The organism is Pseudomonas sp. WS 5078 (genome assembly GCF_012985745.1).
Taxonomy (GTDB): Bacteria; Pseudomonadota; Gammaproteobacteria; order Pseudomonadales; family Pseudomonadaceae; genus Aquipseudomonas; species Aquipseudomonas lundensis_A.
On the sequence record NZ_JAAQWX010000016.1, the window covers coordinates 19,707 to 35,570 of the forward strand.

Consider the following 15,864-nt stretch of genomic DNA (forward strand, 5'->3'; position numbering starts at 1 on the left):
TTTTTCCCGTGCGTTTTAGGGGCGTGGCAAGGGGTCACGGGCTGCATTTTGCTGTTTACCCGAAGGATTTGCCGCGCCACTTAAGACGACAACTGACAGCCAGCCCCCAGGCCCGTTACAATCGACCTCTTTGCCGCAACGCTTGGAGCTCAACCTTCCGTGCCCGTCCTGCGACTACCCAAACTTCCTGCTACGGCAGGCAAACAGCACTGGGGCAACCTGCCCGGTGCCGCCCTGAGCCTCGCAATTGCCGAGGCGGCCAGCGCCGCCAAGCGCTTCACCCTGCTTCTGACCGCAGACAGCCAAAGCGCCGAGCGCCTTGAGCAAGAATTGAGGTTCTTTGCGCCCGAACTGCCGGTCTTGCACTTCCCGGACTGGGAAACCCTGCCCTACGACCTGTTCTCGCCGCATCAGGACATCATTTCCCAGCGCATCGCCAGCCTTTACCGCTTGCCGGAGCTGGATCATGGCGTTTTGGTAGTGCCGATCACCACTGCCCTACACCGCCTGGCGCCGACCAAGTTTCTACTCGGCAGCAGCCTGGTGCTGGACATTGGCCAAAAGCTGGATGTCGAGCAGATGCGTACCCGCCTGGAGGCCAGCGGCTATCGCTGTGTCGATACGGTTTACGAGCACGGGGAGTTCGCCGTACGCGGCGCACTGATCGACTTGTTTCCCATGGGCAGCAAGCTGCCTTACAGGATCGACCTGTTCGACGACGAAATCGAAACCTTGCGCACCTTCGATCCAGAGAATCAGCGCTCCATCGACAAGGTCGATTCGGTTCGCTTGCTTCCCGCACGGGAGTTCCCCCTGCAGAAGGATGCCGTGACGCGTTTCAAAGCACGGTTCCGCGAACGTTTCGACGTCGACTTCCGACGCTGCCCTATCTTTCAGGATTTAAGCAGCGGGATTACACCAGCTGGTATCGAGTACTACCTGCCGCTGTTCTTCGATGAAACCTCCACCCTGTTCGATTACCTGCCCGGCGACACTCAGGTGTTTTCGCTGCCCGGTATCGAACAAGCCGCCGAGAACTTCTGGTCCGACGTGCGCAACCGCTACGAAGAGCGTCGGGTTGATCCTTCCCGTCCTTTATTGCCGCCGGCCGAACTGTTCCTGCCGGTCGAAGACTGCTTTGCCCGCCTGAAGAGCTGGCCGCGGGTGGTCGCCAGTCAGGATGATCTGGACACCGGCAGCAGCCGCGAACGCTTCCCGGCGCAGCCATTGCCCAATCTTGCCATCGAGGCCAAGGCCAATCAGCCGCTGGCAGCCCTCTCCGGGTTTCTTGAACAATTTGAAGGCCGCGTGCTGTTCACGGCCGAGTCCGCCGGTCGCCGCGAAGTGTTGCTGGAGCTGCTCGAGCGATTGAAGCTGCGCCCCAAAACCGTCGACAGTTGGCCGGACTTCGTGTCCAGCAAACACCGTCTGGCAATCACTATTGCCCCGCTCGATGAAGGCTTGTTGCTGGACGATCCGGCACTGGCCCTGATTGCCGAGAGCCCGCTGTTCGGCCAGCGGGTGATGCAGCGTCGCCGCCGTGAAAAACGCGCCGATGCCAACAACGACGCCGTCATCAAAAACCTGACCGAGCTGCGCGAAGGCGCGCCAGTGGTTCACATCGACCATGGCGTAGGCCGCTATCAAGGCTTGGCGACGCTTGAAGTCGACAATCAGGTGGCCGAATTCCTGACCCTCGAGTACGCCGAAGGCGCCAAACTTTATGTGCCCGTGGCCAACCTGCACCTGATCGCACGCTACACCGGCAGTGATGACGAGCTGGCGCCACTGCACCGACTGGGCTCCGAAACCTGGCAAAAAGCCAAACGCAAAGCGGCCGAACAAGTTCGTGACGTGGCCGCCGAGCTGCTCGACATTTATGCCCGTCGCGCCGCCCGCGAAGGCTATGCGTTCGACGATCCGAAAGCCGACTACGCAACCTTCAGCGCGGGTTTCCCGTTTGAAGAGACGCCCGATCAGCAGACGGCCATTGAAGCGGTACGCGCTGACATGCTCGCGCCCAAGCCCATGGACCGGCTGGTGTGTGGCGACGTGGGCTTCGGCAAGACCGAAGTGGCCATGCGCGCGGCGTTTATCGCCGTACATGGCGGACGTCAGGTTGCCATTCTGGTCCCGACCACCCTGCTGGCGCAGCAACACTACAACAGCTTCCGCGACCGATTCGCCGACTGGCCGGTGCGGGTAGAAGTCATGAGCCGCTTCAAATCGGCAAAAGAGATCAATGCGGCCGTGGCCGATCTGGCCGAGGGCAAGATCGACATCGTGATCGGCACCCACAAATTGCTGCAAGACGACGTCAAAATCAAAAACCTCGGGCTGGTCATCATTGACGAAGAACACCGGTTCGGCGTTCGTCAGAAAGAACAGCTCAAGGCCCTGCGCAGCGAAGTCGACATCCTGACCCTCACCGCCACGCCGATCCCGCGCACGCTGAACATGGCGGTTTCGGGCATGCGCGACTTGTCGATCATTGCCACACCGCCCGCCCGCCGGCTGTCGGTGCGCACGTTCGTCATGGAGCAAAACAACAGCACGGTCAAAGAAGCCCTGCTGCGTGAACTGCTGCGCGGCGGGCAGGTTTACTACCTGCACAACGATGTAAAGACCATCGAGAAATGTGCGACCGATCTGGCTGAACTCGTTCCCGAAGCCCGTATCGGCATCGGTCACGGCCAGATGCGCGAGCGTGAACTCGAACAAGTGATGAGCGACTTCTATCACAAACGTTTCAACGTACTGATCGCTTCGACCATCATCGAGACTGGCATCGACGTGCCCAGTGCGAACACAATCATCATCGAACGCGCCGACAAGTTCGGCCTGGCGCAATTGCACCAGTTGCGCGGCCGTGTGGGTCGCAGTCACCACCAGGCTTACGCATACCTGTTGACCCCGCCACGCCAGCAAATTACCGGGGACGCGCAAAAGCGCCTGGAGGCCATCGCCAATACCCAGGACCTGGGTGCCGGCTTTGTACTGGCCACCAACGACCTGGAAATCCGGGGCGCCGGTGAGCTGTTGGGCGACGGTCAAAGCGGGCAGATCCAGGCCGTGGGTTTCACCCTGTACATGGAAATGCTCGAACGCGCCGTCAAATCGATCCGCAAGGGCGAACAACCGAACCTCGACCAGCCGTTGGGCGGTGGCCCGGAGATCAACCTGCGCGTGCCAGCGCTGATTCCCGAGTCGTACCTGCCAGATGTGCATGCGCGGCTGATCCTGTACAAGCGCATCGCTTCAGCGACCGACGAAGAGGGCTTGAAGGACTTGCAGGTCGAGATGATCGACCGCTTCGGACTGCTCCCGGAACCGACCAAAAATCTGGTGCGCATTACCTTGCTCAAGCTGCACGCCGAGCAACTGGGTATCAAAAAAGTGGATGCCGGGCCGCAAGGCGGGCGCATTGAGTTTGCCGCCGACACGCCGGTCGATCCGCTGGTACTGATCAAACTGATTCAGGGCCAACCCAATCGCTACAAGTTTGAAGGCGCGACGCTGTTCAAGTTCATGGTGCCCATGGAACGCCCGGATGAACGCTTCAACACCATCGAGGCGCTATTTGAGCGCCTGACACCGAAGCCTTCTTGATGGGGCCCGCACAATGAAGTCCACATGCCCCTGAACTCGACACCCCGACTGACCAAACCGCTGGCGCCAACCTGGGTCAGTCGGTTTAAAGAGCAAACCCTTGAGCGTGGCCGTCGCTACGCCCGGGAAAATCGCGTCAGAATCGCCCAGATCGGTGACAGCCTGATCACGTCCAGCTGTCAGGGCTCAGGCGAAAACCCTTACCGCCAGACCATCGAATTGCGCGAGTCTGCCAAAGGCTCGTTGCTGCTGGTGAGCGCGAATTGCACCTGCCCTGTGCGCACCAACTGCAAGCACACAGCGGCCGTACTACTGAAGATTGAAGACACTTTGAACTACCCTGCTGCTGCCCAGGACGCCGAGCTTCTGGAAAAACTGCAAGCCGTGCTCGACTCGCGTCGCCCTGCCAACCTGCCCGAACAACTGATAGACGACGTGCAACCGGTGCCGCGCTTATGGCTGGCCAGTGCTGAGTTCAGTGCGTTCGAGCCGCGCAACGGCAAAATGCAGCGTTACATCCAGCACCGTGCCGCACTGTCTTTCAAATACCTGGAACAGTACGTTTCGGGACAGAAAAACGCCGACGTGCTGATTCGCCAGGATGACCACGTCCTGCGCATCAAGCGTCACCCGGAAACAGAACACGCCTGCCGCGAGCAACTGCGCACCCTCGGCTTCAAAATCGCTACCCGCCAGAGCAAAGCCCTGCCTGAAAGCGCCGGTGAACTGTTTGAACTGGTCAACGACAGTGCCTGGCTGAACTTCACCCTCAATCAGATGAACAGCTTGCGTGACAAGGGCTGGGAGTTACAGATTGACGAGCATTTCGGCTTTGACTTGAGCCCTGTCGAAGACTGGTATGCCAACGTCGACGAAGCGCCGGAACGTGACTGGTTCGACCTGGAACTGGGGATTATCGTCAATGGCCAGCGCCTGAGCCTGCTACCGATCCTGCTGAACCTGATGCGCTCGCACACCGAGATTCTCAGTCCGGAAAAACTGGCCAAACGCCGAGATGACGAACTGATTCTGGTGAACATCCCGGCCATTCCCAACAGCACACAAGTACCGCTGCAAGTCGCCCTGCCCTACGGACGTCTGAAGCCCGTGCTGGCCACGTTGGGTGAGTTTTACCTGGGCGAACCGGGCACCACAACGTTGCGCATCAAAAGCGCAGACGCGCCACGGCTCAATGCACTGGACGCTCTACCGCTGCGCTGGGAGGGCGGCGAACAGATTCGCGGGTTCGCTCAGCGTTTGCGCGACATCAAGGATTTCAGCGTGGAGCCACCACAGGGGCTCAATGCCACCTTGCGCCCCTACCAACTGGAAGGCCTGAGCTGGATGCAGTCGCTACGCCAGCTTGAGGTGGGCGGGATTCTTGCGGATGACATGGGACTGGGTAAAACCTTGCAAACCCTAGCGCATATTCTGTGTGAAAAACACGCAGGAAGACTGGACCGTCCGGCCATGGTGGTGATGCCCACCAGCCTGATCCCGAACTGGATGGACGAAGCCACGCACTTCACACCTCAGCTCAAGGTGCTGGCGCTGTATGGGGCCAGCCGCAAAAAACACTACGAACACCTCAACGAATACGACCTGATCCTGACCACCTATGCGTTGTTGCCCAAAGACATTGACCTGTTGGCCAAGGTGCCGCTGCACATCCTGATCCTCGACGAAGCGCAGTACATCAAAAACCCGAACAGCAAGGCTTCCCAGGCCGCGCGCGAACTGGTGGCCCGGCAACGTCTGTGCCTGAGTGGCACGCCACTGGAAAACCATCTTGGGGAGCTGTGGGCGCTGTTTCACTTTTTGCTGCCCGGCTGGTTGGGGGATGTCAAAGCCTTCAATCGCGACTATCGGGTGCCGATCGAGCGCCAGGGCAACGATGAGCGCTTGCAACACTTGAACGCACGCATCAAACCGTTTCTGCTGCGCCGCACCAAAGAGCAGGTCGCCACCGAGCTGCCGCCCAAGACCGAGATCATCCAGTGGGTTGATCTGAACGAGGCGCAGCGGGATGTATACGAAACCATGCGCCTGGCGATGGACAAGAAAGTGCGCGATGAAATCACCCGCAAAGGGGTCGGGCGCAGCCAGATCATCATTCTTGAAGCGCTGCTCAAGCTGCGTCAGGTGTGCTGCGACTTGCGGCTTGTGAGTGATAACCCGCCGAAAAAAGGCAGTACGTCGGGCAAGCTCGACAGCTTGATGGTGATGCTTGACGCGTTGTTCGCAGAGGGCCGGCGCATTCTTCTGTTTTCGCAATTCACCTCGATGCTCGGGCTGATCGAAGCGGAATTGAAGAAGCGCAACATTGCCTATGCCCTGCTCACCGGTCAAACGCGGGACCGACGTACCCCCGTCAAAGACTTTCAGAGCGGCAAACTGCAGATTTTCCTGATCAGCCTCAAGGCCGGAGGCGTGGGCTTGAACCTGACCGAAGCGGACACCGTGATTCATTACGACCCGTGGTGGAACCCGGCGGCCGAGAACCAGGCCACCGACCGCGCCTATCGCATCGGGCAAGAAAAACCGGTGTTTGTGTACAAGATGATTGCCCGCGGTACCGTAGAAGAGAAAATCCAGCACTTGCAGCAGGAAAAATCGGATTTGGCCGCAGGCGTTTTGGACGGCCGTATTGCGGGAGACTGGAAGTTGCAGGACGACGATATCGAAGCCCTGTTCGCGCCCCTGCCACCCAAAAACGAAAAGCGTTAAGCCCAACCCCAACCCTGTAGCCGCTGACAAACAGCGCGAAGCTCCGTCTGGCGGCTACAACGGTGAAAGAGATTACCCTGCCAGCACACGTGCCAGCGTCGCTTTGACCTTACCCATGCCGTCGTGCAGGGCCTGTTCGATTTCGGCCATGGTAATAATCGCCGTGGACTTGCCCGCTGCCGGGTTTACGACCAACGCCAGGCAGGCGTATTCGAGTTCCAGCTCACGGGCCAGTGCCGCCTCTGGCATGCCGGTCATGCCGACAATGTCACAGCCGTCACGCTCAAGCCGGGCAATTTCGGCCACTGTCTCAAGACGCGGCCCTTGGGTTGCTGCATACACACCATGAGAACTGTAGGAACAACCCTCGGCAGCCAGTGCGTCAATCAAGTGCTCACGCAGGGATTGCGTGTAGGGATAGCTGAAGTCAATGTGCGTCACATGCTCCAGATCACCCGCAAAAAACGTGTGTTCACGACCGCTGGTGTAATCAATCACTTGGTGGGGTACGCAAAAATGCCCGGTGCCCATGGCCATATGGATCCCGCCTACGGCATTAACAGCCAAAATGGCCTGCGCACCGGCCTGTTTCAACGCCCAGATGTTTGCACGGTAGTTCACCTGATGGGGCGGGACCCGATGCGGGTGGCCGTGGCGCGCCAGAAACATCACTTCACGTCCCGCTAATTCGCCGATCTGAATGTCGGCTGACGTCGGGCCATACGGGGTATCCAGCGCCAATGAGCGCGTAATGGTCAACCCTTCAAGCTGGGTCAGGCCTGTGCCACCAATAATTGCGTAAACCGTCATCAACGCGATCCTTTAATCAATCAACTGAGCATCTTTGAGCGCACCAATCGCCACCTGCCAACGCGGGTCCTGGCGGTAGTCCGTGCTGGCGAAGGCCTGACTGCGCATGCGTGCAATGCGGGCCGAAGGCGTGACCTTCAGGCGCTGAGCCGCCGTGAGGGCCAATTCAGCCGCAGCCCGGTCATTGCATACCAACCCCATGTCACAGCCAGCCGACAAGGCGGCTTCGATCCGGCTGGCCGCATCCCCCACCACATGGGCACCGGCCATTGACAAGTCATCACTGAAAATGACGCCATCAAAGCCCAACTCGCCGCGCAGGATGTCTTGCAACCAGCGACGGGAAAAGCCCGCAGGCTGGCTGTCAACATTGGGATAGATCACATGAGCGGGCATGACCGCCGCCAACTGCCGGCTCAAACGTGCGAACGGCACCAGGTCGTGGCTGCGGATCTGTTCAAGGCTGCGCTCATCGACAGGAATGGCCACGTGGGAATCGGCTTCTGCCCACCCGTGCCCCGGGAAATGCTTACCCGTGGCGGCCATGCCAGCGTCGTTCATCCCACGGATGAAAGCGCCGGCCAAGGCTGCAGCGCGCTCTGGATCGCCCTCAAATGAGCGGCTGCCGACCACGGCGCTGCGTTGGTAATCCAGGTCCAGCACCGGCGCGAAGCTCAAATCCAGGCCAACGGCCAGGACTTCGGTAGCCATGATCCAGCCACACTGCTCGGCCAGGTACTCTGCATTGGGGTTATCCGCGATAGCGCGCATAGCGGGCAATCGGACGAACCCCTGGCGTAAGCGTTGAACCCGCCCGCCTTCCTGATCCACCGCCAGCAGCAGGTCGGGGCGAATGGCCCGAATCGAAGCACACAGCTCACGCACCTGACGCGGGTGCTCAATGTTACGCGCAAAAATAATCAGGCCGCCCACTTCAGGCTGGCGTAACAGGTGTCGGTCGTCGGCCGTCAGCCAAGTGCCGGCGACGTCCACCATCAAGGAGCCTTGCAAGGCAGAACTCATGGGTATTCCTTCAAAGAAAGTGCGCTTGCTTCCTGGTCCCGCACGCAGACAGCGGCGCGCGCGCCAGCAGTGTTGGCAGCAGCCGTAAAGAGGACACAGGGAAACAAGGCGGGAATGAGCATGGCGGCAAGCTTAGCGGAACTGCGCAGCCTCGCCCACCCGCGTCAGGTCAAACCTTGGGGCTGGCCTGAGAAGATTTGTTGCGCGGACGCATTTGCGCCGCCGCCATCGCCGGATCGAGCACGCCGCTTTCCGCACGCATGCCAGCGGCCAGAAAAGGCACCATCAAGCGCATGACTTGCTCAATCGAGGTGTTAACACCGAAGTCGGTTTCGGCAATTGCCCGCAGCGCCTTGATCCCGGACATGCTGAACGCAGCCGCACCCAGCATGAAGTGCACACGCCAAAACAGTTCAATCGGCGGGATTTGCGGCGCAGCCTCATTGACCAGCAGCATGTAGCGGCGAAAGACCTTGCCATACATGTCTTCAAGATAACGACGCAAATGCCCCTGACTCTGACTGAACGCCAAACCCAGCAAACGCATGAAAATGGACAGGTCGTTGCCGCTGCGCGGCTGAATCACCAGCGCTTGCTCCACCAACATTTCCAGCAACTCTTCGAGCTCGGGACGATTGTCCGGCTTGGCCTGACGCCGCTCCAGTTCACGATCGAGGTTGGCGCAGAAAGGCCCGAGGAAACGCGAAAAAACTGCCTGAATCAGCGCTTTCTTGGACCCGAAATGGTAATTCACAGCTGCCAGGTTAACCCCGGCCTTGCTGGTAATCAGCCGCAATGAAGTCTCGGCAAAACCTTTTTCCGCGAACAGCTGCTCGGCAGCATCAAGGATACGTTCAACGGTTTCCGACTGGGCCATGTCTACTCCGGCTGACAAACACTTAAACAGTTGTTTGAAACATACGTTTCAGTTTGTTAAAAGTCAAGGTGGGCATTCTTTTTGCGACCGGCCAGTCCCGCATTTAACCACAGCCTCGGACGACGTGGCCTGTGCTGATAAAGTAGCCGCCTCATTGCTCATCGACGACCGTCCAGCGGACGGTTAAAAATGGAGCATTGCCAATGAGCCTTCACTGTATATAATCCCAGTCACTGTATAAAAAGACAGAGCGATCAATATGCTAAAACTGACGCCACGCCAAGCTGAGATCCTGGCCTTTATCAAACGCTGCCTGGATGACAACGGATACCCGCCCACCCGTGCCGAAATTGCACAGGAGCTGGGCTTCAAGTCGCCCAATGCCGCCGAGGAACACCTCAAGGCCCTGGCCCGCAAGGGCGCCATCGAAATGACGCCGGGGGCCTCACGGGGCATACGGATTCCCGGTTTCGAGGCCAGCGCCGACGAGTCCACCCTGCCCATCATCGGTCGAGTGGCGGCTGGCGCTCCCATACTGGCGCAGGAACACGTTGAAGAATCCTGCAACATCAACCCGACCTTCTTCCATCCGCGGGCCGACTACTTATTGCGCGTCCAGGGCATGAGTATGAAGGACGTTGGCATCTTTGATGGCGACCTGCTTGCTGTTCACACGTGCCGCGAGGCCAGAAACGGGCAAATTGTGGTTGCACGTATTGATGACGAAGTAACGGTCAAGCGATTCAAGCGAGAAGGCAGCAAGGTCTGGCTGATCGCCGAAAACCCCGATTTCGCGCCCATTGAGGTCAACCTCAAAGAGCAGGAGCTGGTTATCGAAGGCCTGAGTGTCGGCGTTATTCGCCGTTAATAAGGAGGCGTCATGCAGTTCCCGCACACATCGCTACCCGCACAACTCCCTTTATTCGAGGCATTCATGGCTCAACCCATACCAGCCACGATCAAGACCGTGCTTGATTCACCCTGGCGCGCAGAACCTGAAGTTTTCAGTGAACTGTCGCTACGCGGCGCTGCCGAGAACTGCTTGAGCCTGCTGGCCCCCATGCTTCGCGAACTCAGCGAGCAACAAGATGAGCGCTGGCTGACACTGATCGCACCACCGGCCAGCCTGACACAAACCTGGCTGCGTGATGCCGGACTGAACCGCGAACGCATCTTGCTGCTCCAACCCAACGGCAACAAGAGCGCCTTGCAATTGACTTGCGAAGCGCTGCGCCTGGGCCGTAGCCACACGGTGGTGAGCTGGATAAACCCGCTCAATAGCACGGCTCGCCAACAATTGATCGGCTCAGCGCTGATGGGTCAAGGGCAAAGCCTGAATATTCGATTGGGCTAACCAGACGCGAGCAGCACGGGGCTTCTACAGGACACAGAAGCCAGCCGTTTAGAGGTTCAACCAGAAACACTTAGTGAAGGATGCGCGGTCCTTCATCCTCTTTTTCCAGCTCGCCCTCGGCCAGCCGCCCCGCCATTTGCACACCAACACTCAACATGGCTTTTGCCACTTCAACATGCTGCCCCTGAAGAAAGGCCTTGGCATCTTCGGAGAAGTTCAGCGTCACCAAAGACCCCTCGTCCTCAGCCCGGCGCAACTCGATACGGCCGTCAGGCAATTCGACAATTTCTAGAAAGGACGTTGGCATAAAAGTTGGTTCTCCACGAAAGCGCGGGATTATATCAGTCATCCTTCAGAAATTTGCCACGTTCTATGACGCTTTAATGACGTCCTGATGAATGACCGTACAGTTTCGAACCCGACTTTTAGCACTCATTGAGTCCATCGCGAAAGCGTATGGCCATTTTCTTAAGGTTTTGACGCCATTCTTCCAGGGTGTCGCGACTGAGCGTTTCCGGCCCGTCGCCTTCCACACTGACAACTTCAATCAAGGGTTGAAACACATCGGCCTTGATCTTTTTAGGCGCCTGCAACGGTTGATACAGGGCTGCATGCGCTGCCACCAATTGCGCCAGCCAAGTGCCCGGCGATCTTGCCAGCTCAACCATCTCCGCAAGCTCTGGAATAGCTTTAGCGTCCAGCACCTCTTGAGTTAGCAACAACTCCACACGATTGGCATGGGCCTGCGGCAATCGATAGAAACCTGCAATTTCATGACATAAACCTAGCAACGCGCCATACAAGTGAAATACCGCTGATTCGCGCTCTGCCTGCAGCAATGCCTGCGCGTTCATGGCCCCACCTTGCAGTGCTTTGTTCATGGTTTCCAGCGCCAGGCCCGCAAAATAGATTTTCTGATTGGTGCGGGTATAGAGTTCGTGAGCCATAAAGGCACTCCACAGCAAAAGGATGAGGGCAGGCTGAGCAGTCTCCGGGAAATGAGGTGACAGGCGCAAGAGGGTGGCGCTATGAATGCGCCGCGCCAGGCGCGCCGACCACGAAGTCGTCGTGAGAACGCATCAGCCACCTTACCTACCGTAGACCTCAACCCCTGAGCCAAAAAAAAACCGCGCGAGGCATGATGCCATCGCGCGGTTTTTCAGTCGTTCAGCAACTTATCACGCGTCTTTTTCTTTGCGCTTGTCTTCAACCTTCCAGCTGGAGCCGTCGTAAAACGCACGCCAGCCTGTCGGCTTGCCGTCCACCTCAGTTTGCACGTACTGCTCTTTGGTTTTACGGCTGTAGCGGATCACAGCAGGTCGACCATCGGGGTCTTTCTTCGGCGCTTCGCACAAGAAGTGATACTTCGGATCGATCTCATCCTTGTGCGGGATGATTTCAATCACCAGCGGCGCACGGGTCTCACGGTTTTTCGGGAACTGGCTGGCTGCCAGGAACAACCCCGAAGCACCATCACGCAGAATGTAGGTGTCGTTGACCTTCTCGCACTTTAGCTCCGGCATTTTCACCGGGTCCATTTTCGGCGGCGCCGCTTCACCGCTTTTCAGCAGCTTGCGGGTGTTTTTGCACTGCGCATTGGTGCAGCCGAAGAACTTGCCGAAACGACCGGTCTTGAGCTGCATCTCGCTGCCACACTTGTCACATTCCAGGCTCGGGCCTTCATAGCCCTTGATGCGGTAGCTGCCCTCTTCGATTTCGTAGCCAGCGCAATCCGGGTTGTTACCACAGATGTGCAGCTTGTGCTTCTCATCCAGCAGGTAAGCATCCATTGCGGTACTGCAAATCGGGCAACGGTGCTTGCCCAGCAAAACACGCGACTCCGACTCGCCCTCATCGTCGGCTGCGATCTCATCGCCAGGGACCAAGTTCACGGTGGCCTTGCAACGCTCTTTCGGCGGCAGGCTATAACCCGAGCAACCGAGGAATACACCGGTCGATGCCGTACGGATCTGCATCGGACGCCCACATTCCTTGCACGGAATGTCGGTCATCACCGGCTGGTTGGCACGCATGCCACTGTCCGGGTCAGCCGCCACCTCAAGTTTCTTCTTGAAGCTGCCGTAGAACTCGTCCAGCACGTTCTTCCAGTCGCGCTCACCCTGAGCCACGTCATCGAGGTTTTCTTCCATGCCGGCGGTGAAGCCGTAGTCCATCAGGTCAGAGAAACTCTCGGACAAACGCTCGGTAACGATATCGCCCATTTTTTCGGAGTAAAAACGGCGATTGTGCAAGGCCACATAGCCGCGATCCTGAATGGTCGAAATGATTGCCGCATAGGTCGATGGACGACCAATGCCACGTTTTTCCATCTCTTTGACCAGGCTGGCTTCGGAGTAGCGGGCCGGGGGCTTGGTGAAATGCTGGGTAGGATCGAGATTGATCAGCTTCAGCACGTCACCCTGAGCCATGTCAGGCAACACATCGTCGTCGCCCGGCTTGGCAATTTGCGGCATGACACGGGTGTAACCGTCAAACTTCAGGATGCGACCTTTGGCACGCAACTCAAAATCACCGGCCGCCACGCTCACGGTAGTAGACAGGTATTTGGCCGGCAGCATTTGGCACGCCACAAACTGGCGCCAGATCAGCTCGTAAAGGCGCTCAGCGTCCCGCTCCATGCCTGACAGCTTGCTCGGGTGCATGTTCACGTCAGAAGGACGAATCGCTTCGTGAGCCTCTTGTGCGCCTTCCTTGCTGCTGTACACGTTAGGGGCTGGCGGCAGATAGGACGCGCCGAACTCACCTTCAATGTAGGTGCGGGCCATTTCAACCGCATCCGCCGACAGGTTGGTGGAGTCGGTACGCATATACGTGATGTAGCCCGCTTCGTACAAGCGCTGGGCCATCATCATGGTTTTCTTCACCCCGAAGCCCAGGCGATTGCTCGCGGCCTGTTGCAGGGTGGAGGTAATGAACGGTGCCGACGGCTTGCTGCTGGTCGGTTTGTCTTCACGCTTGGCGATGGTGTAGCTGGACGCCTTGAGCTTCTCCAGCGCGGCCATGGCCTGGGCTTCGTTCAGCGGTTTGAAGGCCTCGCCTTTTTCGCGGGCCACATCGAAGCGCACTTTTGCGCCTTTGGCCGTGCCAAGGTCCGCATGAACTTCCCAGTATTCTTCAGGGTTGAATGCCCGAATTTCGCGCTCACGCTCGACTACCAGCTTCACGGCCACCGATTGCACACGACCTGCCGACAAGCCACGGGCAATTTTTGCCCACAGCAACGGCGAAACCATATAGCCCACCACGCGATCGAGAAAACGGCGCGCTTGCTGGGCGTTGACACGGTTGATGTCGAGTTCGCCCGGTTTGGAGAACGCTTCCTGAATAGCCTTTTTGGTGATCTCGTTGAACACCACGCGCTTGTAGCGACTGTCATCACCACCGATGGCTTCGCGCAGGTGCCATGCAATGGCCTCCCCCTCGCGATCCAAGTCGGTTGCGAGATAGATGGTGTCAGCATCCTTGGCGAGCCGGCGCAGCTCCTCGATGACCTTTTCCTTTCCGGGAAGGATCTCGTACTTGGCTTTCCAGCCGTGCTCCGGATCGACGCCCATGCGTGAGATCAGCTGCTTTTGAGCTTTCTCTTTCGGCGACAAAGCCGGCGCTTCGCCCGCCGCGGCCTTGCCACGCTTGGCAGCCGGTTCTTTGCTGGCGCTAGCCGAACCGCTGGTGGGCAGGTCTCGGATATGGCCGATACTCGACTTCACCACGTACTCGTTACCCAAGTACTTGTTGATGGTCTTGGCCTTAGCCGGGGATTCCACAATGACCAGCGATTTGCCCATGGATCAGAAAATTCCTGAATTCTAGAAGTGAAAGGCGGTTCGCGCCTGACGCGGCACCGCTATATATAGTGGCAACAAGGTGAGGTCAAGCGCAGGGTGCTGCGCGACGCCCACTTATGGCCGGGGAAAAAGACTGGGTTCGGCCTCAATCAGTGCAAAGCGCGGTACCTGCTCGCCATCCACTTCGACCGTTTCCAAAAACATGCTCAATGGGCGTACCCAAAAACCGAAATCCCCATACAGGGCTTGGTAAAACACCACTTCTTCTTCGGTTTCAGAATGGCGAGCCACATTGAATACCCGATAGTGTGGCCCTTTGTAATGTTGATAGAGGCCAGGTTGTAGCGGCATGTTGCAACACCTTTTTTACGGATAAAAAAATTAAAGCTCATAACGATTAAAAAGTCATAAAAACAAAAACCGGGGCACTTGGCCCCGGCTTCTGTCAACGCAACGCTTAGACGCGTTCGAAGACAGTTGCTATGCCCTGGCCAAGACCAATGCACATGGTGGACAACCCGAAGGTGCCGCCATTTTGTTTCATTACATTGAGCAAGGTGCCGGAGATACGCGCACCTGAGCATCCAAATGGATGACCCAGAGCGATGGCGCCGCCATGCAGGTTAACCTTCTCATTCATCTTGTCGAGCACTTTCAAATCTTTCAGCACTGGCAGAGCCTGTGCAGCGAATGCTTCATTGAGCTCGATGAAGTCAATATCAGCCATGCTCAAGCCCGCGCGCTTCAAGGCTTTTTGCGTCGCTGGAACCGGACCATAACCCATAATTGCCGGATCAACACCTGCAACGGCCATCGAACGAATCACCGCCAGCGGCTCCAGACCAAGGTCTTTTGCACGCTGAGCCGACATCACGATCATGCACGAAGCACCATCGGTGATTTGCGACGAGGTACCGGCGGTAACAGTGCCGCCCTTAGGGTTGAACGCAGGTTTCAACGCCGCCAGGCTTTCCATGGTTGTTTCCGGACGAATGGTCTCATCGTAGTCGAAGGTTTTCAGGAAGCCATTTTCGTCATATCCCTGCATCGGGATGATTTCGTCTTTGAACTTGCCTTCAATCGTCGCCTTGTGGGCCAACTGGTGCGAACGAACGCCGAAAGCATCCTGTTGTTCGCGAGTGATACCGTGCATCTTGCCCAGCATTTCAGCGGTCAGGCCCATCATGCCCGACGCCTTTGCCGCATACAGCGACATATGCGGGTTGGGATCGACACCATGCATCATGCTCACGTGACCCATGTGCTCGACGCCGCCCACCACAAATACGTCACCGTTACCGGTCATGATGGCTTGCGCAGCGGTGTGCAAAGCGCTCATGGATGAACCGCACAGGCGGCTCACGGTCTGGGCAGCCGAGGTGTGCGGGATCTGGGTCATCAACGACGCCATGCGCGCGATGTTCCAGCCTTGCTCCAGGGTCTGGTTAACACAGCCCCAAATCACATCTTCTACTTCGTTCGGATCAACCTTGCTGTTGCGCTCCAGCACTTTGCTGATCAGGTGCGCAGACATGTCTTCAGCACGGGTGTTGCGGTGCATGCCACCCTTGGAGCGGCCCATCGGGGTGCGACCGAAGTCTACAATCACCACGTCTCTAGGATTCAAGCTCATAATTTCACTCTCACTCTAATGGGGC

The 15,864-nt window shown here is 58.0% G+C and carries 12 protein-coding genes; 4 read left to right on the forward strand and 8 right to left on the reverse strand.

The window, feature by feature from the left end; genetic code table 11:
* Nucleotides 1–159 precede the first annotated feature (159 nt).
* Nucleotides 160–3,609 (forward strand): transcription-repair coupling factor, encoded by a 3,450-nt coding sequence (gene mfd, locus HBN68_RS18770; protein ID WP_169965726.1) that lies wholly within the window; start codon nucleotides 160–162, stop codon nucleotides 3,607–3,609.
* Between the two features lie 24 nt (nucleotides 3,610–3,633).
* Entirely contained in the window at nucleotides 3,634–6,336 is a 2,703-nt protein-coding gene (locus HBN68_RS18775) for a DEAD/DEAH box helicase (RefSeq protein WP_169965728.1), read from the forward strand.
* Between the two features lie 72 nt (nucleotides 6,337–6,408).
* On the opposite strand, the gene HBN68_RS18780 is transcribed toward HBN68_RS18775, so the two are convergent.
* The 3 genes from HBN68_RS18780 to HBN68_RS18790 form a co-directional block, all read right to left on the reverse strand.
* Complete coding sequence (locus HBN68_RS18780; protein ID WP_169965730.1) at nucleotides 6,409–7,146, reverse strand: S-methyl-5'-thioinosine phosphorylase; 738 nt, start codon at nucleotides 7,144–7,146, stop codon at nucleotides 6,409–6,411.
* Between the two features lie 12 nt (nucleotides 7,147–7,158).
* The gene (gene nagZ, locus HBN68_RS18785; protein WP_169965818.1) at nucleotides 7,159–8,157 is read right to left on the reverse strand and encodes a beta-N-acetylhexosaminidase; all 999 of its coding nucleotides are present in this window, start codon (nucleotides 8,155–8,157) and stop codon (nucleotides 7,159–7,161) included.
* A gap of 181 nt (nucleotides 8,158–8,338) precedes the next feature.
* Nucleotides 8,339–9,046 (reverse strand): TetR/AcrR family transcriptional regulator, encoded by a 708-nt coding sequence (locus HBN68_RS18790; RefSeq protein WP_094994770.1) that lies wholly within the window; start codon nucleotides 9,044–9,046, stop codon nucleotides 8,339–8,341.
* Nucleotides 9,047–9,305: 259 nt separating this feature from the next.
* On the opposite strand from HBN68_RS18790, the gene lexA reads away from it, so the two are divergent.
* Both lexA and sulA read left to right on the forward strand, forming a co-directional pair.
* Nucleotides 9,306–9,914, forward strand: a complete 609-nt coding sequence (gene lexA / locus HBN68_RS18795; RefSeq protein WP_047274037.1) for a transcriptional repressor LexA — start codon at nucleotides 9,306–9,308, stop codon at nucleotides 9,912–9,914.
* A gap of 12 nt (nucleotides 9,915–9,926) precedes the next feature.
* Nucleotides 9,927–10,400 carry an SOS-induced cell division inhibitor SulA gene (gene sulA / locus HBN68_RS18800; protein ID WP_169965732.1) on the forward strand — a complete coding sequence of 158 codons (474 nt, stop codon included), beginning with the start codon at nucleotides 9,927–9,929 and terminating at the stop codon, nucleotides 10,398–10,400.
* 70 nt (nucleotides 10,401–10,470) lie between these two features.
* On the opposite strand, the gene HBN68_RS18805 is transcribed toward sulA, so the two are convergent.
* From HBN68_RS18805 to fadA, 5 genes are all read right to left on the reverse strand, one after another.
* Nucleotides 10,471–10,707, reverse strand: coding sequence for a hypothetical protein (locus HBN68_RS18805; RefSeq protein WP_047275661.1), 237 nt, complete (start codon nucleotides 10,705–10,707; stop codon nucleotides 10,471–10,473).
* Between the two features lie 118 nt (nucleotides 10,708–10,825).
* Nucleotides 10,826–11,347 carry a DUF6586 family protein gene (locus tag HBN68_RS18810; protein WP_169965734.1) on the reverse strand — a complete coding sequence of 174 codons (522 nt, stop codon included), beginning with the start codon at nucleotides 11,345–11,347 and terminating at the stop codon, nucleotides 10,826–10,828.
* A gap of 231 nt (nucleotides 11,348–11,578) precedes the next feature.
* Nucleotides 11,579–14,206: a type I DNA topoisomerase gene (gene topA, locus HBN68_RS18815; RefSeq protein ID WP_094994772.1), complete on the reverse strand. Its 2,628-nt coding sequence runs from the start codon at nucleotides 14,204–14,206 to the stop codon at nucleotides 11,579–11,581.
* 114 nt (nucleotides 14,207–14,320) lie between these two features.
* Nucleotides 14,321–14,557: a DUF1653 domain-containing protein gene (locus HBN68_RS18820; protein WP_094994773.1), complete on the reverse strand. Its 237-nt coding sequence runs from the start codon at nucleotides 14,555–14,557 to the stop codon at nucleotides 14,321–14,323.
* A gap of 106 nt (nucleotides 14,558–14,663) precedes the next feature.
* Nucleotides 14,664–15,839 carry an acetyl-CoA C-acyltransferase FadA gene (fadA, locus tag HBN68_RS18825; protein WP_047274026.1) on the reverse strand — a complete coding sequence of 392 codons (1,176 nt, stop codon included), beginning with the start codon at nucleotides 15,837–15,839 and terminating at the stop codon, nucleotides 14,664–14,666.
* Between the last annotated feature and the right edge of the window lie 25 nt (nucleotides 15,840–15,864).